19 protein-coding genes and 1 pseudogene are annotated in these 21,534 nt (G+C 70.2%); 6 read left to right on the forward strand and 14 right to left on the reverse strand.

All coding sequences use genetic code 11. From position 1 onward, the window contains the following. Positions 1–50: 50 nt before the first annotated feature. The 3 genes from DYS74_RS12720 to DYS74_RS12730 are packed head-to-tail and all read right to left on the reverse strand — an operon-like array spanning position 51 to position 1,487. A complete protein-coding gene (locus DYS74_RS12720) occupies positions 51–635 on the reverse strand; it encodes a MotE family protein (RefSeq protein WP_121534069.1) in 585 nt (194 codons plus the stop codon). Further along, positions 632–991: a hypothetical protein gene (locus tag DYS74_RS12725; protein WP_121534070.1), complete on the reverse strand. Its 360-nt coding sequence runs from the start codon at positions 989–991 to the stop codon at positions 632–634. Before DYS74_RS12725 ends, DYS74_RS12720 begins: the two co-directional genes overlap by 4 nt. 10 nt (positions 992–1,001) lie before the next feature. Continuing rightward, positions 1,002–1,487, reverse strand: coding sequence for a flagellar basal body-associated FliL family protein (locus tag DYS74_RS12730; protein ID WP_121534071.1), 486 nt, complete (start codon positions 1,485–1,487; stop codon positions 1,002–1,004). A 122-nt stretch (positions 1,488–1,609) separates the two neighbouring features. On the opposite strand from DYS74_RS12730, the gene fliF reads away from it, so the two are divergent. From fliF to fliP, 4 genes are read left to right on the forward strand one after another with little or no spacing between them, the layout of a single operon-like run. Beyond that, a complete protein-coding gene (gene fliF / locus DYS74_RS12735; protein WP_121534072.1) occupies positions 1,610–3,238 on the forward strand; it encodes a flagellar basal-body MS-ring/collar protein FliF in 1,629 nt (542 codons plus the stop codon). Beyond that, a complete protein-coding gene (locus DYS74_RS12740; RefSeq protein ID WP_121534073.1) occupies positions 3,238–3,834 on the forward strand; it encodes a flagellar biosynthesis protein in 597 nt (198 codons plus the stop codon). Before fliF ends, DYS74_RS12740 begins: the two co-directional genes overlap by 1 nt. Continuing rightward, the gene (locus DYS74_RS12745; protein WP_121534074.1) at positions 3,827–4,105 is read left to right on the forward strand and encodes a FliM/FliN family flagellar motor switch protein; all 279 of its coding nucleotides are present in this window, start codon (positions 3,827–3,829) and stop codon (positions 4,103–4,105) included. The genes DYS74_RS12740 and DYS74_RS12745 overlap by 8 nt, the downstream gene beginning before the upstream one ends. A 3-nt stretch (positions 4,106–4,108) precedes the next feature. Further along, the gene (gene fliP / locus DYS74_RS12750) at positions 4,109–4,834 is read left to right on the forward strand and encodes a flagellar type III secretion system pore protein FliP (protein WP_121534075.1); all 726 of its coding nucleotides are present in this window, start codon (positions 4,109–4,111) and stop codon (positions 4,832–4,834) included. Between the two features lie 3 nt (positions 4,835–4,837). On the opposite strand, the gene DYS74_RS12755 is transcribed toward fliP, so the two are convergent. The 10 genes and pseudogenes from DYS74_RS12755 to DYS74_RS12800 form a co-directional block, all read right to left on the reverse strand. Then, a complete protein-coding gene (locus DYS74_RS12755; protein ID WP_121534076.1) occupies positions 4,838–7,501 on the reverse strand; it encodes a nitrate reductase in 2,664 nt (887 codons plus the stop codon). 20 nt (positions 7,502–7,521) lie between these two features. Continuing rightward, positions 7,522–8,730 (reverse strand): annotated as a pseudogene (locus DYS74_RS12760) (NAD(P)/FAD-dependent oxidoreductase); the annotation flags it as partial. Further along, on the reverse strand, positions 8,730–10,397 hold the full coding sequence (locus DYS74_RS12765; protein WP_121534078.1) for an ABC transporter ATP-binding protein: 1,668 nt from the start codon (positions 10,395–10,397) through the stop codon (positions 8,730–8,732). The pseudogene DYS74_RS12760 and the gene DYS74_RS12765, both read right to left, overlap by 1 nt. A 5-nt stretch (positions 10,398–10,402) precedes the next feature. Then, positions 10,403–11,494 carry an ABC transporter permease gene (locus DYS74_RS12770; protein ID WP_121534079.1) on the reverse strand — a complete coding sequence of 364 codons (1,092 nt, stop codon included), beginning with the start codon at positions 11,492–11,494 and terminating at the stop codon, positions 10,403–10,405. A 56-nt stretch (positions 11,495–11,550) separates the two neighbouring features. Then, positions 11,551–12,915 carry a CmpA/NrtA family ABC transporter substrate-binding protein gene (locus DYS74_RS12775; RefSeq protein ID WP_121534080.1) on the reverse strand — a complete coding sequence of 455 codons (1,365 nt, stop codon included), beginning with the start codon at positions 12,913–12,915 and terminating at the stop codon, positions 11,551–11,553. Between the two features lie 297 nt (positions 12,916–13,212). Then, the gene (locus tag DYS74_RS12780) at positions 13,213–14,391 is read right to left on the reverse strand and encodes an ABC transporter substrate-binding protein (protein WP_121534081.1); all 1,179 of its coding nucleotides are present in this window, start codon (positions 14,389–14,391) and stop codon (positions 13,213–13,215) included. Next, the gene (locus tag DYS74_RS12785; RefSeq protein ID WP_121534082.1) at positions 14,388–14,972 is read right to left on the reverse strand and encodes an ANTAR domain-containing response regulator; all 585 of its coding nucleotides are present in this window, start codon (positions 14,970–14,972) and stop codon (positions 14,388–14,390) included. Before DYS74_RS12785 ends, DYS74_RS12780 begins: the two co-directional genes overlap by 4 nt. A 156-nt stretch (positions 14,973–15,128) precedes the next feature. Next, the gene (gene msrA / locus DYS74_RS12790; protein ID WP_220668848.1) at positions 15,129–15,632 is read right to left on the reverse strand and encodes a peptide-methionine (S)-S-oxide reductase MsrA; all 504 of its coding nucleotides are present in this window, start codon (positions 15,630–15,632) and stop codon (positions 15,129–15,131) included. Then, positions 15,632–16,075, reverse strand: coding sequence for a peptide-methionine (R)-S-oxide reductase MsrB (gene msrB, locus DYS74_RS12795; protein ID WP_113901533.1), 444 nt, complete (start codon positions 16,073–16,075; stop codon positions 15,632–15,634). The genes msrA and msrB overlap by 1 nt, the downstream gene beginning before the upstream one ends. A 72-nt stretch (positions 16,076–16,147) precedes the next feature. Further along, positions 16,148–19,606: a chromosome segregation SMC family protein gene (locus DYS74_RS12800; RefSeq protein WP_121534084.1), complete on the reverse strand. Its 3,459-nt coding sequence runs from the start codon at positions 19,604–19,606 to the stop codon at positions 16,148–16,150. A gap of 185 nt (positions 19,607–19,791) precedes the next feature. Here DYS74_RS12800 and DYS74_RS12805 point away from each other — a divergent pair, with 185 nt between their 5' ends. Together DYS74_RS12805 and DYS74_RS12810 are read left to right on the forward strand one after the other, a co-directional pair. Next, complete coding sequence (locus tag DYS74_RS12805) at positions 19,792–20,148, forward strand: CidA/LrgA family protein (protein WP_121534085.1); 357 nt, start codon at positions 19,792–19,794, stop codon at positions 20,146–20,148. Next, positions 20,141–20,857: an LrgB family protein gene (locus DYS74_RS12810; RefSeq protein ID WP_121534086.1), complete on the forward strand. Its 717-nt coding sequence runs from the start codon at positions 20,141–20,143 to the stop codon at positions 20,855–20,857. The genes DYS74_RS12805 and DYS74_RS12810 overlap by 8 nt, the downstream gene beginning before the upstream one ends. On the opposite strand, the gene DYS74_RS12815 is transcribed toward DYS74_RS12810, so the two are convergent. Next, positions 20,854–21,528 carry a trimeric intracellular cation channel family protein gene (locus DYS74_RS12815; RefSeq protein WP_121534087.1) on the reverse strand — a complete coding sequence of 225 codons (675 nt, stop codon included), beginning with the start codon at positions 21,526–21,528 and terminating at the stop codon, positions 20,854–20,856. The two genes, DYS74_RS12810 and DYS74_RS12815, sit on opposite strands and share 4 nt — an antisense overlap. Positions 21,529–21,534: the final 6 nt, after the last annotated feature.

Below are 21,534 nucleotides of genomic sequence, written 5' to 3' on the forward strand. Positions count from 1 at the left end.
TCCACAGCTCGCCCGGCGTTTCGCACGGGAGGATTGATCCTGGCCGCGCTTCATCGGCCGGGGGCACCGGCGTTTCTGCCGGCCATGATGACGCTGATCGAATAGCCGACCTCGGGCGTCAGATTGGCGAGGACCGCGGCGGCCTGTTCGGGGCGCATCCGGGCCAGGAAGCCTGCCGCGAATTCGGGCGCCATCGCCTCGAACAGCGGCGCCGCCTCCTTGGGTTTCATGTTCTCGTAGACGGTGACCAGGCGCGAAACATCCGCATCCGCGCCGGAATCGGCCACCGCCACGGTCTTCGACAACGCGTCCTCGGCCGCGATCAGGGTGGCCAGACGCTCGTCGATGCGCGCTTCGGCCAGTCGCAGCGCCTGCGCGCGGTCGGCGATGATGCCCTCGCGCAGGGCAAGCTTCTGCTCGCGGTCCTCGAGTGCACGCAACAGCGCGGCATTCGCGGCGGGGTCGGGGCAGATCGTGGGCGAGGCCCCGCTTCGGGTGTCGAGCGCCAGGGCGAGCCCGATGCCGTCGCCGATCCGCAGCACCGCCGCCAGCGCGAAGGCCGCCGCGATCAGTGGCAGCAGCGAGCGGCCCGGGCGCCAGCGCGGGCGCAGTGTGCGCGGGGCGGGCGGTTTCATTCCGCCGCCTCCATGTCCGGGCTGCGCGGCCGGCGGCGCAGCACGCGGTGGCGGCGCGGGTCGGTTTCCGCCTCGGGCAGGTCATGCAGCGCGGCCAGCATCAGTTCGAGCCGTTCGGCCCCCTGCTCGGCGCGGTCGGTCAGGGCGGTCAACTGTTCGGCCGAGAGCGCGGCGGTGGATTGCGCCCGGTTCAGCGCCTTCGTCATGTCGTCAACCTGGGCAGACAGCACGGCAATCGCCCCGCCCATGCCGTTCTCGAGCTGATTGAAGCGCTTCAGCCGGCGCGACAGCACAAGGCAATAGACCGCCGCCCCAAGCGCGCCGAGCCCGGCCAGAAGATCGGCAATCAATTGCATCGGGCTCTCCTCAGTTCAGAACGAATTCCATGATCAGCAGGTCGCGCACGCGGTCCTCGCCGCACACGATCTGCACCCGGCGCAGCATCTGCGCGCGCAGCCGGATCAGCGCGGCGGGGTCTTCGAGGTCGCGCAGGTCGACCGCCCGCAGATAGCCGTTGAGCACGTCGACCACCCGCGGCTTCAGGAGCTCCACGTCCTTCTGGTAGGCCGCCGGCACCTCGATCTGCGCCGAAAAGCGCAAGTGCCGCGCCGCCGGATCCGAGAGCGAGATCACCATCGGATCAAGCGCCACATAGGCGATGTCGGGCAGCGCATCGGGCCCCGTGGCTGCGCTCGGCGCCGGCGCGTGGCCGAGCGGGATCAGCCCGAGATAGAGCGCGGCAAAGCTGGCCCCGCCGCCGGCGATCATCAGCGCAAGGCCGAGAATCAGCGGCAGTTTCAGGCTCTTGGAGGGAGCCGCTTCCGGCTCTGTCTGTGTCTGTGTCTGCGCCATGGCATCACCGATTTCTTCGTCGACCCAGCTATAGCTCCGAGTCGACTAACCGATTGTTAAGGGCGATCGGGGAAAGATGCCTGGACGACGGGGCAGACGTCCGCTCGCGTGGAGGCTTGGTGTTGCAACAGTTGACGACGGTATGGAGTGCCCTCGACACGCGTCGCCGGATCATCGTGGTAGGGGCAACGGCCCTCGTTTTTGCGGCGGTCCTGGCCCTGTCCAGCCTTGCCGCGCGGCCCGACATGGCGTTGCTTTATGCCGGGCTCGATGGCGCGAAGGCGGGCGAGGTGATCTCGGCGCTGGACCAGCGCGCGGCGAAATACGAGGTGCGCGGCGATTCGATCTATGTCGAGGCGCCGAAGCGCGACGAGCTGCGGATGACGCTTGCGGCCGAGGGGCTGCCCGCGACCGGCGGCGCGGGCTATGAGCTGCTCGATTCGCTCTCGGGCTTCGGCACCACCTCGCAGATGTTCGACGCCGCCTATTGGCGCGCGAAGGAAGGCGAGCTGGCGCGCACTATCCTTGCCAATCCGGCGATCCGCGCGGCGCGGGTGCATATCGCGCCGCCTTCGGGCGTGTCCTTTCGCGCGCAGCATCGCCCCACGGCCTCGGTGACGGTCACCACGAACGCCGGCGGGCTGTCGCCGCCGCAGGCCAAGGCGCTGAAATATCTTGTGTCCTCGGCCGTGGCCGGAATGACGCCCGACGACGTCTCGGTGATCGACACGGCAAGCGGGCTGGTCGCGGCGGGAGACGAGAGCCCCGCCGCCTCGGGCACCGACCGGGCCGAGACGCTGCGCCGCAACATCGAGCGGCTGCTCGAGGCGCGGGTGGGCTATGGCAATGCGGTGGTCGAGGTCGCGGTCGAGACGGTGACCGAGCGCGAGGCGATCACCGAGCGGCGCATCGACCCGACCAGCCGCACGATGATCTCGACCGACACCTCCGAAAGCTCGAACAAGGCCGACGAGAGCAAGACCGGCGGCGTCTCGGTCGCCTCGAACCTGCCCGACGGGCAGGGGGCGAATGGCGGCAGCTCGCAGCGGCAGGGCAACGAGACGCGCGAACGGACGAATTATGACCTGTCGGAAACCACACGCGAGGTGGTGCGCAATCCCGGCGACGTCAAGCGGATCACCGTGGCGGTGCTGGTCGACGGCACCGAGGGCAAGGACGCGAACGGGCAGGTCTCGGTGGTGCCGCGCTCGGAGGACGAGATTGCCGCGCTGCGCGACCTCGTCGCCTCGGCCGTGGGTTTTGACGAGGGGCGCGGCGACGTCATCACCATCCGCTCGATGGCCTTCCAGCCGATCGCCGAAAGCGGCGCGGTGGCGACGGCGGGGATGCTCGGGGGCACGTCGCTCGACGTGATGCAGCTGATCCAGATCGCTGCGCTGGTCGTGGTGGCGGTGGTGCTTGCGCTGTTCGTGATGCGCCCGGCGCTTGCCCCGCGCACGCCTGCGCAGCCGCAGCTGGCCGGGCTGCCGGTGCCCGCGATACCGGGCGGGCCGCAGGCCCTGACCGGCGAGATCGCGGGCGACGAGATGCCGGCGACCGAGATGTCGGTGGTGTCCGATTTCCCGATGGCCGACCTGCCGGTGCCCTTCGCCATGGCCTCCGCCCTCGATGCGCAGGCCGAGATCGAGGATGACCCGGTCGCCCGGCTGAAGCGGCTGATCGGCCAGCGCCAGGCCGAATCGGTCGAGATCCTGCGCGGCTGGATGGAGCGACCGGAGGAGCGCGGCTGATGAAGAAGCCCGTCCATCTGGAAACCTTCGAGACCGAGGCGCTCGAGCCGCAACAGATCGAGATCGCGCCGGCCGAGTTCGAGGAGGCGCGTCTTGCAGCCTTCGAGAAGGGCTATTCCGCCGGCTGGGACGATGCCATCGCCGCGCAGGATGCCGAGGTCGCCAAGCTGCGCACGCAGCTCGGCCGGCAGCTGCAGGAGATGTCCTTCACCTTCCACGAGGCGCGGCGCAACCTCCTGGCCGCGTTGCAGCCGCTGTTGCTGGAGATGACGGCGAAGGTGCTGCCCGCCGCCGCGAGGGAGGCGCTGCCGCAGATCGTCGCGGACGAGCTTCTGCCGCTTGCCGGCACGCTGCTCGACCGGCCGGTGACGGTGGTCGCGAACGCCGCAAGCCTTGCGCAGCTGCGCGCGCTGATGCCGCAGGAGGTGGCGCTGCCGCTGACCTTCACCGAGGAGCCGAGCCTGGGAGATGGCCAGGCCTTCGTCAAATTCCCCGAGGCCGAGACGCGCATCGACCTCGACGGCGTGACCGCCGCGATCACCGCGGCGATCCGCAGCTATTTCGATGCAACCTTGCAGGAGACCGACCATGGATGAGATCCGCCAAGACCCTGCCGCGAGCCCGTTCTCGCAGATCCCGATCGAGATCACGATCTCGGTCGGCAAGGCGCGCCCGCTGGTGCGCGATCTGCTGCGGATGAAGCGTGACGCGATCCTGCCGCTCGACCGCAAGGTCGAGGACCCGGTCGAGCTCTATGTCGGCGACAAGCTGATCGCGCGCGGCGAGCTGACCGAGCTCGAGGGCGATCAGGCCGGCCAGCTTGCCGTGCGCCTGACCGAGGTGGTCGACCTGCAGAACGGTCTTTGACCGATGCGCCGCGCCGCGGTTCTGGCCGCGCTGATCTGCCTTGTCGCGCTGCCTGCCGGGGCGCAGCAGATCTCGCTCGATCTTGGCGGCAGCGACGGCCTTGCCGGCCGCTCGATGCTGATGATCGCGGGGATCACCCTGCTCAGCATCGCGCCGGGGCTGGCGATCATGGTGACCTGCTTTCCCTTCGTGGTCACCGTGCTGTCGATCCTGCGTCAGGCGATGGGGCTGCAGCAGTCGCCGCCGAACATGCTGATCGTCAGCCTCGCGCTGTTCCTGAGCTGGTTCATCATGGAACCGACCTTCACCGAAAGCTGGAACGCCGGCATCAGCCCGCTCCTCGACGGCACGATCGACCTTGCCACCGCGTTCGAGCGCGGCGTGGCGCCGTTTCGCGGCTTCATGGCGGGGCGGGTCAACCCCGACACTTTCGCCCAGCTGTCGGGGATGCGCGACGGCACCCCCTTCGCGGGCGAACTGAAGGCGGCGCCGCTCTCCACCCTGGTGCCGGCCTTCATGCTGTCCGAGATCACCCGGGCCTTCGAGATCGGCTTTCTCGTCTATCTGCCCTTCCTCGTCATCGACCTCGTCGTCTCGGCGATCCTGATGTCGATGGGCATGATGATGGTGCCGCCCGCCGCCGTGGCGCTGCCCTTCAAGCTTGCCTTCTTCGTGGTGGCGAACGGCTGGGTTCTGGTCTCGGGGGCGCTGGTGCGCAGCTATCTCTAGCGCTCAGGCCGCCGCCCCCTTGGTGCCGAACCGCGCGAGCAGCGCCGCAAGTTCGGGCCGGCACGAGCCGCACGACGTGCCCGCGCCAAGCGCCGCGCCGATCGCCTCGACGCTGCTCGCCTGACCCGAGGTGATCGCGGCGCAGATCTGGTTCAGCCCGACGTTCAGGCAGGCGCAGACGGTGGGCCCCGGGTCGGGCGCGTCGGCGCCGGGGCGGCCGGCCAGAACCCGCACCGCGTCGGGCCCGCCCACGGCCGCCACGACATGGCTGCGCGCCACCGCGATCGGGCGGGGCGAGATGAACAGCGCCGCGCGCAGCACGCCGTCTTCATGCAGCGCGATGCGGACCGTGCCGCGCGCCGCGTCGGTGACGGTGGCGGCGGTGGCGCCGGGCAGGCCGAACATCCGCCGCGCCAGCGCCTCCCAGTCCGGGGCGGGGTCGCTGCCGGCCAGCTCCATCTGCCAGCCACTGGCCGAGCGCAGCCGCGTCCAATAGGGCGCCTCGGGCTCGGGCCGGATCTCGCCGCTCACCGCGAACCCGTGCCAGCCTGCCGCGAAGCGCTCGATCGCGACGACCGAGCCCTTGCTTTCGGGCTGGCCCGAGATGGGGTCGGTCACCGCCCGCACCAGCGTGTCGATGCGCGCGGCCGAGGCGGTTTCCGCGGTCCAGTGCATCGGCACGAAGACCTCGCCCGGGCGCACCGCGTCCGAGATCGCGGCGCGCGCGATCACCGCACCGAGCGGGTTGTGCAGCCGCACCAGATCGCCCGCGCCAAGGCCAAGCCGGGCGGCGTCCTCGGGGTGGATCTCGCAATAGGGCTCGCCCAGATGCTGGTTCAGCCGCGGCGCCTTGGCGGTGCGGGTCATCGTGTGCCACTGGTCGCGGGTGCGGCCGGTGTTCAGCCGGAACGGGAAGGCGGCGCCTGGCCGGCTTTCGGGCCCGCGCGGCGTGACGGGCAGCATCCGCCCCTTGCCGTCGGGGGTGTGAAAGCGGCCATCGCCGAAGAAGCGCCCGCCGTTTTTGCGCGCATTGCGCGGCCAGACGAAGGGGGCGAGCGCGTCATACTCGGCGGCATCAATCCCGGCGAGGTCGGAGATGTCGAAATCGGATCCAAGCGCCCCGGCCACGCCCGACAACGCTGCGTATTCGGCAAAGACCTCGGCCACCGAGGACCAGCCGAAGGCCGCGGGCCAGCCCATGCGGCGTCCGACCTCGGCAAGGATCTCCCAATCCGGCCGGGCGCTGCCGGGGGCGGGCAGGGCGGCGCGCTGGCGGCTGATGCAGCGCTCGGAATTGGTGACGGTGCCCTCCTTCTCGGCCCAGGCGGCGGCGGGCAGCAGCACATGGGCGAGCCGGGCGGTGTCGGTGCACTCGGTGATGTCGGAGACGACGACGAAGTCTGCGCCCTCGAGCGCGGCGCGCACCGCATCCGCCTCGGGCATCGAGACGACGGGGTTGGTGTGGATGATCCAGATCGCCTTGATCCGCCCCTCGCCCAGGGCGCGAAACATCTCGACCGCCTTCAGCCCGGCGCGCTCGGGCATCGCCGGCGCGTCCCAGAAGGCCTGAACGGCGGTGCGATGCGCGGGGGCCTCGAGGTCGAGGTGGCAGGCCAGCATGTTGGCAAGCCCGCCGACCTCGCGCCCGCCCATGGCGTTGGGCTGCCCGGTGACCGAGAACGGGCCCATGCCGGGGCGGCCGATCCGCCCGGTGGCCAGGTGGCAGTTGAGGATCGCGTTCACCTTGTCGGTGCCCGAGGACGACTGGTTGATGCCCTGGCTGTAGACGGTGACGACCTTCGGCGTGCCGATCCACAGATCGCAGAAGGCCTCCAGCTCGGCCGGGCTCAGCCCGCTCTCGGCCGGGTCCGAGGCCCGCGCGGCGGCAAGCGCCTCGGCAAAGCCGGTGACGTGGCGCAGGAAGGCGGTGTCGGTCGCGCCGCGCCGGTCGATCTCGGCCAGCAGGGCGTTGAAGATCGCCGCATCACCACCCGGCGCCACGGCCAGATGCAGGTCGGCGATGTCGCAGCTTGCGGTGCGGCGGGGGTCGATCACCACGACCCGCATCGCGGGTCGCGCCGCCTTGGCGGCCACGAGGCGCTGATAGAGCACCGGATGGCACCAGGCGAGGTTCGAGCCGGTCAGCACCACCAGATCCGCCTCTTCAAGGTCGGCATAAAGCCCGGGCACGGTATCGGTGCCGAAGGCGCGGCGGTGGCCCGCGACCGACGATGCCATGCACAGCCGCGAATTCGTGTCGATGTTGGCCGAGCCGATGAAGCCCTTCATCAGCTTGTTGGCGACATAGTAATCCTCGGTCAGGAGTTGTCCCGAGACGTAGAAGGCGACCGCATCGGGGCCATGTTCGCGGATCACCTCGGAAAAGCGGGCCGCCACCAGATCAAGCGCCGTGTCCCAGCCGGTCTCGTGCCCAAGCACCCTCGGCGCGCGCAGCCGGTCGTCGAGGCCGAGCGTCTCGGCAAGCGCCGTGCCCTTCGAGCACAGCCGGCCGAAATTCGCCGGGTGGTCGGGGTCACCCTTCACCGCGATCCGGCCCGCGCCGTCGCGGCCCAGCAGCACGCCGCAGCCGACGCCGCAATAGGGGCAGGTGGTGCGGATCGCCTCGGACGGGGCGAGGCGGGAGCGACGGGGCGCGGGCGAGGTCATCAGGCGGCACTCCGCAGGGCTGGGGCCGCGTCCTGGAAGGCCGGGCCGAAGATCACGGTGTCGCGGAAGGCGGAAATGTCGCCGCCCGCACGGATCAGGTTGAAGAACCAGCTGCCCTCGGCGGTGTCGCCATACATCACGGCGCCGATCAGCCGGTCGCCTTCGAGGATCAGCCGCTTGTAGACGGCGCGGGCGGGGTCGCGCAGGATGATCTCCTCGCGCCCGGGGCCGGCGGCGAAATCGCCCGCCGAGAACAGGTCGCAGCCCGTCACCTTGAGCTTGGTCGAGACCTCGCGCGGCACGAAGCAGGCCGCGCGGCCGCACAGCGTCGCGGCGGCAACCTGCGCCTGATCGTAAAGCGGCGCGACAAGGCCGAAGAGCGCGCCGTCATGTTCGACGCATTCGCCAAGCGCCAGCACGCCGGGGGCCGAGGTCTCCATCCGGTCGTTCACCACGATGCCGCGGTTGCACGCCAGACCCGCCGCTTGCGCCAGCGCGATGTTCGGGCGGATGCCGACCGCCATCACCAGGATGTCGCAGGCGATCTCCGTGCCGTCGGTCAGCCGCAACGCCCGCACCGCGCCCCCCTCGCCGAGGATCTCCTCGGACTGCGCGGCGCACAGCACGCGGATGCCGCGCGCCTCGAGATCGGCCTGCAGCAGCCGTCCCGCCTCGGGGTCGAGCTGCCGCTCCATCAGATGCGGCGCGATATGGATGACGGTGACCGCCATGCCGCGGGTGGCAAGCCCCGCCGCAGCCTCGAGGCCAAGCAGGCCGCCGCCGATCACCACCGCGCGCCCGCCGGTCTCGGCCGCCGCGATCATCGCCGAGGTATCCTCGAAATCGCGATAGGCGATCACCCCCTTCAGGTCGCGGCCGGGCAGCGGCACGATGAACGGGGTCGAGCCGGTGGCGATCACCAGCCGGTCATAGGGCACCGCGCCCTTCTCGCCGGTGACCACGCGGGCCGCGGTGTCGATCGCCGTCACCCGCTCGCCGAAGCGGCAGGTGACGCCGGCGCGGGCATACCAGTCGGCATCATGGGTGACGATCTCGTCAAAGCGCTTCTCGCCCGACAGCACCGGGCTCAGCAGGATGCGGTTGTAAGTGCCGCGCGGTTCGGCGTTGAAGAGGGTCACCTCCCAGCGGCCCGGGGCCTCGTCGAAGAGGTGCTCGAGCATCCGCCCCGAGGCCATGCCGGCGCCGATCACCACCAGCCGCCCGGTCATCACGCGGCATCCTTCTTGGTCGCGCCATGCTCGTATTCCTCGAGGAAATCGAGCACGTCCTGGCGGTAGCCATAGTAATCGGGGTGGTCGAGCAGCGCCTTGCGCGTGCGCGGGCGGGGCAGTTTGACCTCGGTGATCTTGCCGATCGTGGCGCGCGGCCCGTTCGTCATCATCACCACCCGGTCGGCGAGCAGGATCGCCTCGTCGACGTCATGGGTGACGCAGATCGCGGTGACGTTGGTGCGCGACCAGACCTCCATCAGCACTTCCTGCAGCTCCCAGCGGGTGAGGCTGTCGAGCATGCCGAAGGGCTCGTCCAGCAGCAGCAGTTTCGGGCTGAGCGCGAAGGCGCGGGCGATGCCCACCCGCTGCCGCATGCCGTTCGACATGCTTGACGCAGGCTTGTCCATGCTGTCGGCCAGCCCGACGCGTTCGAGGTAATATTCGACCACCTCCTGCCGCTCGGCCTGGCTGGCCTTGGGATAGACCTTGTCGACGCCGATCGCGACGTTCTCCTTGGCGGTGAGCCAGGGGAAGAGGTTGGGCGACTGGAACACCACGGCGCGCTCCGGGTCGGCGCCCTCGACGTGGATACCGTCCAGCTTGATCGCGCCCTTCGAGATGCCGTTGAGCCCGGCGGTCATCGTCAGCACCGTCGACTTGCCGCAGCCCGAGTGACCGATCAGCGAGATGAACTCGCCCTTCTTCACGGTGAGGTTGAAATCCTCGACCACGGTCAGCGGGCCCTTCGGCGTGGCATAGATCTTGTGCAGCTGCGAGAACTGCAGATAGCGGTCCTCGGCAAGACTCGTGCCGGCCGCCGCAGTCTCATAGGCGCGCGGCAGCAGGGCGTGGCGCGGCGTGACGTTTGGCAGGCGGCGGGTCTCCTCGGTCTTGGCCGAGATGCCCACGTCCATCAGATAGCTGGTGACGGCGGCGCGCAGCTGCATGAAGCGCGCATCCTCGTTCATCGCGGCGCGGTCGCGCGGGCGGGCGAGGTCGACCTTGAAGACGTCGCCCAGCGTGCCGTCGGGGTTGAGGCAGACGATGCGGTCGGCCAGGACCAGCGCCTCGTCGACGTCGTTGGTGATCAGGATCGCGGTGCGGCGGTCGGCCTCCCAGATCTGCTCGATCTCGGTCGCGACATTGGCGCGGGTGAGCGCATCGAGCGCCGAGAGCGGCTCGTCCATCAGCAGCACCTCGGGCTTCATCGCCAGCGCCCGCGCCACGGCGACGCGCTGGCGCATGCCGCCCGACAGTTCCGCCGGGCGGCGGTCGGTGGCATGGGCCAGGCCCACCATGCGGATCGCATCGGCGACGATCCGCGCGCGCTCGGCCTTCGAGGCCTTGCGGTGCACCGCCTCGACGGCAAGGGCGATATTGCCCTCGACCGTCAGCCACGGCATCAGCGCATAGGATTGGAAGACAAGACCACGCTCGGGGCCGGGGCCGGTAACCGGGTGCCCCTTGAACAGCACATCACCCCGGTCGGGCTGTTCGAGCCCGGCGATCAGGTTGATCAGCGTGGTCTTGCCGGTGCCGGAGAACCCCAGGACAACCAGGAATTCCCCGTCCTCCACGGCAAGCGAGATATTTCGCAGAACATGAGTGGCGGCATCGCCCTCGCCGTAGGATTTGGAAACGTTTTTCAGCTCGAGAATGGCCATGGCGCTCACCGGTTGTTCGAGAAGGTGAAGAGCGACTGCAGCGCGAACATCACCCGGTCGAGCAGGAAACCGATGATGCCGATGGTGAAGACGGCGACCATGATCCGGGCGAGCGACTGCGAAGACCCGTTCTGGAACTCGTCCCAGACGAATTTGCCAAGGCCCGGGTTCTGCGCCAGCATTTCGGCCGCGATCAGCACCATCCAGCCCACGCCGAGGCTCAGCCGCAGCCCGGTGAAGATCAGCGGCAGCGCCGAGGGCAGCACGAGGCGGGTGATCTTCGTCCAGGGGCCGAGCTTGAGCACCTTCGACACGTTCACCAGGTCCTTGTCGATCGAGGCGACGCCAAGCGCGGTGTTGATCAGCGTCGGCCAGAGCGAGCACAGCGTCACGGTGACGGCCGAGATGATGAAGCTTTTCGGCATCGCGCCCTCGCCGCCGACATAGACGGCCGAGACGATCATCGTCACGATCGGCAGCCAGGCGAGCGGCGAGACCGGCTTGAACACCTGCACCAGCGGGTTGATCGCGGCATTGGCGGTGGGCGACAGGCCCGAGACGATACCCAGCGGCACGGCCACCGCGGTGCCGATCAGGAAGCCGAAGAACACCGTCTGGATCGAGGTCCAGATCTGCTGGTAATAGGTCGGCTTGCCGGTATAGGCGCGGGTCTTGACCTTGTCGGCCTTGCCGTCTGCCACCAGCTGGGCGTTGCGCTCGTCCTGCCGGGCGTAGAACTCGGCGGCCTTCGCGCGTTCGGCCGCGGCATCGGCGTTCAGCACCCTGACCTGGTCCCAGACCTGCGCCGGTCCCGGGATCGCGCCAAGCGAGGTCTGCACCTTCGGCGCCAGCGCCGCCCAGATGCCGAGGAAGAGCACGATCGCCACCAGCGGCACGCCAAGCAGCCGCCAGATCTCGCGCAGCTGGGCGCGCGGGGTGTCGCCCGCGGCAAGGCGCAGGATCGGCGTCAGCCAGGGCAGGCCGAGAACCTTGAACCAGCTGTCGAGCTTGCTGATCCGGGCGAAGCGGCGGGCGCGCCGGGCGTCGCGGGCAGCGTCGCGGGCGGCGGTGGGCGCGGTGGGGTCGATCGCGGTCATGTGGGGTTTCCTGGCTGTCATGGCGGGGAAGAGACGGGGGCGGGGCCCCCGCCCGCTCAGTTGGTGACGACCTGGCCGCCGACGACCGTCTGGTCGTCCTTCAGGCCGATCGGCAGGCTGTCGATATAGGCGTTCGGCGCATGGGCATCGAAGCCGATGCCGTCGATCACATCCGCGCCCGGGGTGGGCTCGCGGTAGCCGTCCGCATCAAGATCGAAGTTCGCGGCCGGCAGCGTGCCGTCGTCGATCAGCGACTGCGCCGCGGCCTTGTAGATGTCGGGGCGATAGACCGCCTTCGCCGTCTCGTCATACCAGGCGTCCGGATGCGCCTCGGGGATCTGGCCCCAGCGGCGCATCTGCGTCAGATACCACACCGCGTCCGAGTAATAGGGATAGGTCGCGTTGTAGCGGAAGAAAACGTTGAAATCGGGCACGTCGCGGGTGTCGCCCTTCTCATACTCAAACGTGCCGGTCATCGAGTTCGCGATCACCGCCTTGTCGGCGCCGACATATTCCGGGCGGCTGAGGATCTCGACCGCCTCGGAGCGATGGGCGCCGTTGTCGGCATCGAGCCATTCGCCCGCCCGGATCAGCGCGCGGGTCAGCGCCTTCACCGTCTCTGGGTTCTCCTCGTTGAAGGCCTCGGTGATGCCGAAGACCTTCTCGGGATTGTTCTTCCAGATCTCGTAATCGGTCACGACCGGCACGCCGATGCCCTTGAAGACGGCAGCCTGGTTCCACGGCTCGCCCACGCAATAGCCCGAGATCGTGCCGGCCTCGAGCGTCGCGGGCATCTGCGGCGGCGGGGTGACGGAGAGCAGCGCCTCGGCGCCGATCTGGCCCGAGACGTCATCGGGGCTGTAGAGGCCCGGGTCGATGCCGCCCGCGGCGAGCCAGTAGCGCAGCTCGTAATTGTGGGTCGAGACCGGGAACACCATGCCCATGTTGAAGGGCTTGCCCTCGGCCTTGAATTTCTCGATCACCGGCTTCAGCGCGGCGGCCGAGATCGGGTGCAGTGGCCGGCCCTCGGCGTCGAGCTTCAGGTTCGGCTTCATCATCTCCCAGACCTCGTTCGACACGGTGATGCCGTTGCCGTTCAGGTCCATCGAGAAGGGGGTGATGATGCTGCCCTTGGTGCCATAGCCGATGGTGGCGGCGATCGGCTGACCGGCCAGCATGTGCGCGCCGTCAAGCTCGCCCGAGATCACCCGGTCGAGCAGCACCTTCCAGTTCGACTGCGCCTCGAGGGTGACGTAAAGCCCCTCGTCCTCGAAGAAGCCCTTCTCCTTGGCGATGGCCAGTGGCGCCATGTCGGTCAGCTTGATGAAGCCGAGGGTGAGTTCGTCCTTTTCGACGTCGAAGGCGAGCGCGGGGCCCGCGAGGCACGTGGTGGCGGCGAGAAGCAGTGCGATGCGTTTCATGTCGTCCCTGTCCAGTTGGCCCCTCGGGGCGCGGAAAATGAAAAAAAAAAGCCGCTCAATCGGTCGCCGCGGGAGGAGGTGCGGCAACGGATCGAACGGCTTTGTTCGGTGTCCCCGACAGCGGGAACTATGATCGGAAAGCCCCCGTCAGCGGGGGACAGACCGCGGGGGACATCGTTGTCCCTGCGCTTGCTTTACGAATGCCAGCAGGGCGGGCAATGCGTCAATCATCGTGGCGGATGATGCCCGCGGTTTCCGGCCGCGAGACGCCGGCTGCACGGGAAATGGGCCCGTTCCTCAGGCGCCGGCGGCGTCAGGGTCAAAAATGCGGCAGTCGAAGAACCGATCGGCGGGGAGAATCATCTGCCCGCGTTCCGAGGCCACGGCGGTCGGCGCGGTCAGCGCGCCTTCCAGCTTGGCCGAGGCGCCGGGCAGATCGGCGCCCGCCGCGCGAAGGTGGCGGCGGTAGAGATCGGGGCGATAGACCTCGGCCGCGCTCTGCGCTGCCGCCACCGGATCGAGACCATAGCGGCGGGCCAGCTGTGCGCCGATCCAGGCCGCCTGGCTGCGCCAGGGGAAGGTCGCGGCGCCGCCCGAGAAGACGATCATGTTGGCGCTTTCGCGCTCCTCGCCCTCGGCCGAGATCACCATCCGCCCCGACAGCGCGCGGTCGATCACCTCGGCGGCGATCGGCAGCCGGTCGGGGCCAGAGAGCAGGTCGGAGACGAGGAAGCGGTTTTCCGGCGCGCCAAGCCAGCCGCAGGCGTGCCAGACCGCGCGCATCAGCCGGCCGGCGAGGTCTTCGTTCTCGTCGGCCCAGCCCTGCCGCACCGCCAGCACCTTCTCGGGCGCGAAGGCCCAGATCGCGGTGCCGGGCAGAAGCAGCTCGCCCACGCCGCGCTCGACCGCCTGGCTACCCCAGGGCTCGCCGACGGCGAAGGCGTCGATCTCGCCCGCGGCCAGCGCCTCGGTCATGCGCGGCGGCGGCACGGTGCGGATGTCGAGCTCGGCCGGCAGCGGCAGGCCGAGGTTCTCGAGCCAGTAATGCACCAGCTCGGCGTGCATCGAGAAGGGGAAGGGCACGCCGATGCGCAGCCGGGCCCCGGCCGCGGCCAGCAGCGCCGCCCCCGCCGTGCGGGCATCCGCGAAATCGAACGGGTGGCCCGCCGCGCGCATCGTGGCAGCGAGCGCCCGCGACACGCCGATGACGTCGCCATTCGCGTTCAGCAGCTGCAGCGCCTCGAACCGGGCCTGGCTGGCGCCCAGACCGAGCGCGGCGGCGACCGGCACCGGCGACAGCATCTGCGCCGCCTCGACCGCGCCCATGGCCAGCATGTCGCGCAGCGCCGACCAGGACGGCGCGGGACGCAGGTCAAGCACCAGCCCCTCGGCCTCGGCAAAGCCCAGCGATTGCGCGATGAAGAAGGGCGCCGCGTCGATCAGCGGGATATAGCCAAGGCGCAGCGTCTCGGTCATTTCAGCAGCTCCGCGGCGGTGACCAGCGCCTGCGCCACATCGGCGATCTTGCGCCCCTGGGCCATCGCCGTCTTGCGCAGCAGCGCATAGGCCGCGTCCTCGTCGATGTTGCGCGCCCGCATCAGCAGGCCCTTGGCGCGGTCGATCACCTTGCGCTCTTCCAGCGCGCGCCGCGTCGCGGCCAGTTCCGCGCGCATCTTCTGCAGCAGCGCAAAGCGCGCGATCGCGGCATCGAGGATCGGCGTCAGCCGTTCCGGCCGCAGCCCGTCGACGACATAGGCTGAGACCCCGGCCTCGATCGCCGCCCGGGTCAGCCCGCCGTCGGTGCGGTCGACGAACATCGCCACCGGGCGCTCCATCGGCGCGGTGGCAAGCGTCAGCTCCTCGAGCACGTCGCGCGAGGGCGAGGCGAGGTCGATCAGCACGATGTCGGGGTTGCGCTCGGCGATGCGGCGGGCAAGGCCGACCTCGTCGCCGATCACCACGACCTCGTGCGCGCCGGCCTCGCGCAGGCCGTCGACGATCATCCGTGCGCGGTCGCGGTCCTTCTCGACGACGACGATGGAGAGGGGACGGGTCATGGCGTGGCCTCTTTTCTGTCCGGGTGGACCGGGCCGGGGCGGAAGGCAAGCGCGCTGCCGCGGCGGGGAGCCGGCCCCGGCGGGCCGTCGGACGGGGCGCCTGGAAATACGGCGCCTCGCCCATATTTTGCGCAAGGCGCGAAGCGCGCCCGCAGGTCACTCGGCCGCGCGCCGCGGCAGCACCCAGCCCGGCCGGATCCGGTGGCAGGTATAGCCGTTCGGGAAGCGCTCGAGGTAATCCTGATGCTCGGGTTCGGCCTGCCAGAACGGGCCGGCGGGGGCGAGCTCGGTCACCACCTTGCCCGGCCACAGACCCGAGGCGTCGACATCCGCGATGGTGTCGAGCGCGGTCTGGCGCTGTGCCTCGGAGGTGTAGAAGATCGCCGAGCGGTAGGAGGGGCCGATGTCGTTGCCCTGCCGGTTCGGCGTGGTCGGGTCGTGGATCTGGAAGAAGAATTCCAGCAGCCGACGATAGCTGATCTGCGCCGGGTCGAAGGTGATCTCGATCGCCTCGGCATGGGTGCCGTGGTGGCGGTAGGTCGCGTTCTCCACGTCGCCGCCGCTATAGCCGACGCGGGTCGACACCACGCCCGGCAGCTTGCGGATCAGATCCTGCATCCCCCAGAAGCAGCCGCCGGCAAGAAGGGCCGTCTCGGTCATCATTTCACCATGTCCAGATAGTCGCCATAGCCTTCGGCCTCCATCCGGTCGCGCGGGATGAAGCGCAGGCTGGCCGAGTTGATGCAATAGCGCAGCCCGCCGCGGTCCTGCGGCCCGTCGGGGAAGACGTGGCCCAGATGGCTGTCGCCGTGTTTCGAGCGCACCTCGACCCGCACCATGCCATGGCTGAGGTCGCGATGCGCGGTGACGTGCTCGGCCTCGAGCGGGCGGGTGAAGGACGGCCAGCCGCAATGGCTGTCGAACTTGTCCTGCGAGGCGAAGAGCGGCTCGCCCGAGACCACGTCGACGTAAAGCCCGGGCTCGGTGGTGTCGGTGTATTCGCCGGTGAAGGGCCGTTCGGTGCCGCTTTCCTGCGTCACCCGGTATTGCTCGGGCGTCAGCCGGGCCAGCGCCTCGGGCGTCTTCGCATAGGTCCTGCTCATGCGGTTCCCTCCTGTTGCGGTCTGGCGCAGAAGATGGGGCGCGGGCGGCGGATGTCCAGCCCCCCGCGGCTGTCAGGCCACCAGCTGCTCGGCGCGCTTGAGGTCGACCGAGACGAGCTGGCTCACGCCCTGCTCCTGCATCGTCACCCCGAACAGCCGGTCCATCCGGCTCATCGTCACCGCGTGGTGGGTGATGACGAGGAAGCGGGTGTCGGTGCGCCGTGTCATCTCGTCCATCAGGTCGCAGAACCGCGTCACGTTCGCATCGTCGAGCGGCGCGTCGACCTCGTCGAGCACGCAGATCGGCGCCGGATTCGCCAGGAACACCGCGAAGATCAGCGCCAGCGCGGTCAGCGTCTGCTCGCCGCCCGACAGCAGGGACAGCGTCGACAGCTTCTTGCCGGGCGGCTGGCACATGATCTCGAGCCCCGCCTCGAGCGGGTCGTCCGATTCGATCAGCACGAGGTTGGCCTCGCCGCCGCCGAAGAGGTGGGTGAAGAGGTTGCGGAAGCTCTGGTTCACCTGTTCGAAGGCGGTCAGCAGCCGCTCGCGCCCCTCGCGGTTCAGCCCCTGGATGCCCGAGCGCAGCTTGCGGATCGCCTCTTCGAGGTCGCTCTTTTCCTGCACCAGCGTGTCATATTCGCCCTGCACCTCGCGCGCGTCTTCCTCGGCGCGCAGGTTGACCGCGCCAAGCGCCTCGCGGCTGCGCTTCAGCCGGGCGACCTCGGTCTCCAGCTCCTCGGCGCCGGGCATTTCCTCGGTCCCCTCGCCAAGGCTCTCGAACAGCGCCTGCGGCGATTGCTCGGTCACCTCGAGGATGCGGTCGGCGGCCTGCGACAGCGTCGCGCGCGCGGCCTCGACCCGGGCCTCGGCGCGGGCGCGGCCCTCGCGCGCCTCGCCGGCCAGACGTTCGGCCTCGCGCTCGGCCAGTTGCGCCTCGCGCAGCGCGGCCTCGGCGGCGCCCAGCCGTTCCGAGGCGGTGCCGCGGCGCTCCTCGGCCGTCTCGATCGCCTCGGACAGCTCCTCGCGCTTCGCGGCCAGCTCCTCGGGCACCTCGGCGGCCTCGGAGAGCTCGTCCACCGCCTCGGCCCGGCGCGCGGCGAGTTCCGCCGAGCGCTTCTCGGCGGTCTCGAGCCGGTGACGCCAGCCCGACAGCTCCTTGGTGATCTCCTGCCGGCGCTTCAGCCGGGCCTCGCCCTCGCGGCGGATCTCGTCATGCGCCGAGCGGCGGGTCAGCATCGTCACCCGCGCCGCCTCGACCGTCATCTTCACCGCGTCGACATCGGCGCGCGCGGCATCGAGGTCCGGCAGCGCCGCCGATTGCGCCTCGGCCTCGGCAAGGGCGAGCCGCGCCGACGACGCCTCGTCGCCATGCCGTTTCATCGCCAGCCGCGCGGATTCGAGCTTGCCCGCCGCGATCGCGCGTTCGGCCTCGGCCCGGCTCAGCGCGCGACCCGCTTCGGCCAGACGCTGATCGGCGGCGCGGCGCGCCTCGCGGGCGCGGGCATCGGCGGCCGAGGCATCGGCGAGCGCGCGCGTCAGCGCCTCATGGGCCTGCCGTGCGCCTTCGGCCCGTGCCGCGACCTCCTCGAGATCGCGTTTCAGCTCGACCAGACGGTTGAGCTGGCGCAGCCGCAGCGCCGCGGCGCTTGGTGCATCCTCGGCGCCGGCGCGGAACCCGTCCCACCGCCACAGATCGCCCGCCAGCGACACGAGCCGCTGACCGGGCGCCAGCAGCGGCTGCAACCGTGCGCCCTCGGCCGCGTCCGCCACAAGGCCGATCTGGCCGATGCGGCGGGTCAGGACCTCGGGCACGCCGACATGCGAGGCCAGCGGCGCGACGCCGTCGGGCAGCGGTTGCGGCGCGTCGTAATCGGGCAGAAGCCCCCAGCCCGAGGCGGCGTCTTCCCCGACCTCGGGGGCGCGCAGATCGTCGGCCAGCGCCGCGCCAAGCGCTGCCTCATAGCCCGGCTCCACCTGCACCCGGTCGAGAAGCTGCTGGCCGCTTGCCGCCTCGCGCTCGACCAGCCGGGCAAGCGCCGTCACCTCGGCGCGCAGCGCGCCGGCCTCGCCCTCGGCCTCGGAGCGCATGGCGCGGGCGGCGGATTCGCGGGCCTGCACCTCGGCGCGGGCTTCCTCGGCGGCGGTCAGCATCTCCTCGGCGGTCTCGGTCGCCTCCTGCGCCTCTTCCTGCGCGATCTGCGCCGCCTCGAAGGCCTCGCCGGCACGGTCAAGCGCCTCGGCGGCCTCCTCGGCCTGACCGGCTGCGCGCGCAGCCTCGGCCTCGGCGCGCGTCGCGGTCGCACGGCTGTCGGACAGAAGCCGCTGCGCCGAGCCGTGCCGGGCCGCCAGCCGCGCCACGTCCTCGGTCATCTCGGCGAGCTGCGCCTCGCGGTCGGCCAGAACCCCTGCCGCCTCGGCCGAGGCCTCTGCCGCCGCCTCGAGCTTGTCGTCCTGGCCCTCTGCCGCCTTCAGCAGCTGGCCCATTTCCCAGTCGAGCCGCTCGATCGTCTCGCCGGCATCGCGGTTCAGCCCGGCTTCGCGCTCCATGTCGCGGTCAAGCTGGGTGATGCGCGATTTCAGCGTCTCGATCCGGGCGGCGGCCTGCGCTTCCTGATCGGACAGCGCATCGCGCTGCAGCATCAGCCGCTGCAGGATCGCGCCGGCGATCGCCTCTTCCTCGCGCAGCGGCGGCAGCGCGTCTTCCTGCACCGCGCGCGCCTTCGCCGCGCCGCGCGCCGCGCCTTCGGCCTGCGCCGCCGCGGTCAGCCGCGCGCGCAGCCCCGCCTCGGCCTCCTCGCGGGCGAGGTCGGCCTCGCGCCAGCGCCGATAGAGCAGCATCCCCTCGGCCCGGCGCAGCGCGGCACCAAGTTCGCGATAGCGCGCCGCCTGCCGGGCCTGCCGGGCCAGCGTCGCCAGCTGTCCGCCGAGCTGCTCGATCACATCATCGACGCGCAGCAGGTTCTGTTCGGCGCCATTGAGCTTCAGCTCGGCCTCGTGCCGGCGCTGATAGAGGCCCGAGATCCCCGCGGCCTCTTCCAGGATCCGCCGCCGCGCCTTCGGCTTGGCGTTGATGAGTTCGGAAATCTGCCCCTGCCGCACCAGCGCCGGCGATTGCGAGCCGGTCGAGGCATCGGCGAACAGCATCTGCACGTCGCGCGCCCGCACGTCCTTGCCGTTCACCTTGTAGGCCGAGCCCGCGTCGCGGGTGATCCGGCGCACGATCTCCAGCGTGTCGGCATCGTTGAAGCCCGAAGGCGCCAGCCGCTCGGTGTTGTCGATGCTGAGCGAGACCTCGGCGAAGTTGCGCGCGGGCCGGGTGGCGGCGCCGGCGAAGATCACGTCCTCCATGCCGCCGCCGCGCATCGCCGAGGCGCGGTTCTCGCCCATCACCCAGCGAAGCGCCTCGAGCAGGTTCGACTTGCCGCAGCCGTTCGGCCCGACGACGCCGGTCAGACCGTCGTGGATCACGAGGTCGGTCGGGTCGACGAAGCTCTTGAAGCCGTTCAGGCGCAGGCGGGAGAAGCGCAAGGCAGATCTTTCCGATTCCGTTCAGGGTGGGGCAGTTTCGGGGGCGGGGGCGGACGAGTCAACCGCGCCCCCCACGATCTGGCGGGCAGGGGCGGGGTTATCCACAAGATCTGCGCGGGTTTCGGCTTGATCCCGCCCGCGCCTCGCCTAGGCTGGGCAAAACGCCTCGCAACAAGGGAAGGCCGATGGTCCCGGCTCTGTCAATCATCCTGATCTTTCAGCTCGTGGGCGAGGTGATCTCGCGCGCGCTGCACCTGCCGCTGCCCGGGCCGGTGCTGGGCATGGTGGGGCTGGTGGTGGCGCTGCAGGTGATCCCGCCGCTCGGCGCGCTGATCCGGCCCGCGGCGCAGGGGCTTCTGGCCAATCTGGCGCTGCTCTTCGTGCCGGCCGGGGTGGGGGTTGTGGCGCACCTGCCGACGATTGCCGCGCATGGGCTGGCGCTGGCCGTCTCGCTCGTCGTCTCGACGCTGCTGGCGATCACCGTGGGGGCGCTGACCTTCACCTGGGTCGCGCGGCTGGTGGGGAGCAACCCCGATGACTGACGCCGCGCTGATCTGGTCCTATCTCGCCTCGAAGCCGCTCTTGTGGCTCGCCGCGACGCTGATCGCCTATTGGGCGGGCGACCGCCTCTATCGGCTGGCGCGCTGCAACCCGATCGCCAACCCGGTGATGATCGCGGTGGCGCTGCTGGCGGTGCTGCTCTGGCTGACCGGCACGAATTACGAAAGCTATTTCGACGGCGCGCAATTCGTGCACTTCATGCTGGGCCCGGCGACGGTGTGCCTCGCCGTGCCGCTGCAGGCGAACCTTGCGAAGATCCGCAAGGCACTGGTGCCGATCGCGGTGGCGCTGGTCGCGGGCTCGTTCACTGCGGTGTTCTCGGCGCTGGCGATCGCCTGGGCGCTTGGCGCGGACAAGGGGCTGCTCGCCACGCTCGCGCCGAAATCGGCGACCGCGCCGGTCGCCATCGGGATTTCGGAAAGCCTTGGCGGCGCGCCGACGCTGACCGCGGTGCTGGTGCTGCTGACGGGGATGATCGGGGCGATCTTCGTCACCCCGATGCTGAACGCGATCGGGCTGACCGACTGGCGTGCGCGCGGCTTTGCGACCGGGGTGGCGGCGCATGGCATCGGCACCGCCCGCGCCTTTCAGGTGAACGACACGGCGGGGGTCTTCGCCTCGATCGGGATGGGGCTCAATGCGGTGCTGACCGCCTTCCTCGCGCCGCTGGTGCTGCAGCTGTTCCTCTAACTGTGCGGGCGGGGCGGGCGCGGCTTGTAGACCGGCAGCTTCCAGCCCCAGCGCAGCGACCCCGCCCTGAGCGCGAAGGTGACGAGACCGCAGCCGATCGCCGCGGGCAGCCCCGGCGCGCCGGCGGCGGTCAGCAGCAGCGCCGCCCCCGCCCCGGCAAAGGCACAGCTGAGATAGAGCTCGCCCTGTTTCAGCGTCAGCGGCACCTCGTTGCACACGACATCGCGCATCAGCCCGCCAAACGATCCGGTGACCACCCCCATGATGAGCACGGTGACCGGGCCGTGCCCGCGCGACATCGTCACCGCGACGCCCGCCGGCACGGCGACGGCGAGCGCGCAGGCATCGAGCCACAGAAGCGCGCGATAGCGGCTTTCCAGCAGATGCGCGGTGAAGAAGACGAGCACCGCCGCCCCGGCGATCAGCACCATGTATTCGGGCTTGCCCACCCAGAACACCGGGATCCGCCCGATCAGCAGATCGCGCAGCGTGCCGCCGCCAACGGCGGTCAGCGCCGCGATGAAGATGAACCCCACCAGGTCGAGCTGCTGGCGCGAGGCGACGAGTGCGCCCGTCAGCGCGAAGACGAAGACCGAGACGTAATCGAGCGCGATGCCGACGGGCAGCGTCGTCAGATAGTCGATGACCGGATGCTGATCCCCGGGGGTCATGGCGGC

The sequence above is a fragment of the Paenirhodobacter hankyongi genome (genome assembly GCF_003664585.1).
Lineage (GTDB): Bacteria > Pseudomonadota > Alphaproteobacteria > Rhodobacterales > Rhodobacteraceae > Rhodobacter > Rhodobacter hankyongi.

Coding starts and splice junctions, on each gene's coding strand:
- DYS74_RS12720 (WP_121534069.1), bottom strand. CDS start 635: ATGAAACCGCCCGCCCCGCGCACACTGCGCCCGCGCTGGCGCCCGGGC.
- DYS74_RS12725 (WP_121534070.1), bottom strand. CDS start 991: ATGCAATTGATTGCCGATCTTCTGGCCGGGCTCGGCGCGCTTGGGGCG.
- DYS74_RS12730 (WP_121534071.1), bottom strand. CDS start 1,487: ATGGCGCAGACACAGACACAGACAGAGCCGGAAGCGGCTCCCTCCAAG.
- DYS74_RS12740 (WP_121534073.1), top strand. CDS start 3,238: ATGAAGAAGCCCGTCCATCTGGAAACCTTCGAGACCGAGGCGCTCGAG.
- DYS74_RS12745 (WP_121534074.1), top strand. CDS start 3,827: ATGGATGAGATCCGCCAAGACCCTGCCGCGAGCCCGTTCTCGCAGATC.
- fliP (WP_121534075.1), top strand. CDS start 4,109: ATGCGCCGCGCCGCGGTTCTGGCCGCGCTGATCTGCCTTGTCGCGCTG.
- DYS74_RS12755 (WP_121534076.1), bottom strand. CDS start 7,501: ATGACCTCGCCCGCGCCCCGTCGCTCCCGCCTCGCCCCGTCCGAGGCG.
- DYS74_RS12765 (WP_121534078.1), bottom strand. CDS start 10,397: ATGGCCATTCTCGAGCTGAAAAACGTTTCCAAATCCTACGGCGAGGGC.
- DYS74_RS12770 (WP_121534079.1), bottom strand. CDS start 11,494: ATGACCGCGATCGACCCCACCGCGCCCACCGCCGCCCGCGACGCTGCC.
- DYS74_RS12775 (WP_121534080.1), bottom strand. CDS start 12,915: ATGAAACGCATCGCACTGCTTCTCGCCGCCACCACGTGCCTCGCGGGC.
- DYS74_RS12780 (WP_121534081.1), bottom strand. CDS start 14,391: ATGACCGAGACGCTGCGCCTTGGCTATATCCCGCTGATCGACGCGGCG.
- DYS74_RS12785 (WP_121534082.1), bottom strand. CDS start 14,972: ATGACCCGTCCCCTCTCCATCGTCGTCGTCGAGAAGGACCGCGACCGC.
- msrA (WP_220668848.1), bottom strand. CDS start 15,632: ATGACCGAGACGGCCCTTCTTGCCGGCGGCTGCTTCTGGGGGATGCAG.
- msrB (WP_113901533.1), bottom strand. CDS start 16,075: ATGAGCAGGACCTATGCGAAGACGCCCGAGGCGCTGGCCCGGCTGACG.
- DYS74_RS12805 (WP_121534085.1), top strand. CDS start 19,792: ATGGTCCCGGCTCTGTCAATCATCCTGATCTTTCAGCTCGTGGGCGAG.
- DYS74_RS12810 (WP_121534086.1), top strand. CDS start 20,141: ATGACTGACGCCGCGCTGATCTGGTCCTATCTCGCCTCGAAGCCGCTC.
- DYS74_RS12815 (WP_121534087.1), bottom strand. CDS start 21,528: ATGACCCCCGGGGATCAGCATCCGGTCATCGACTATCTGACGACGCTG.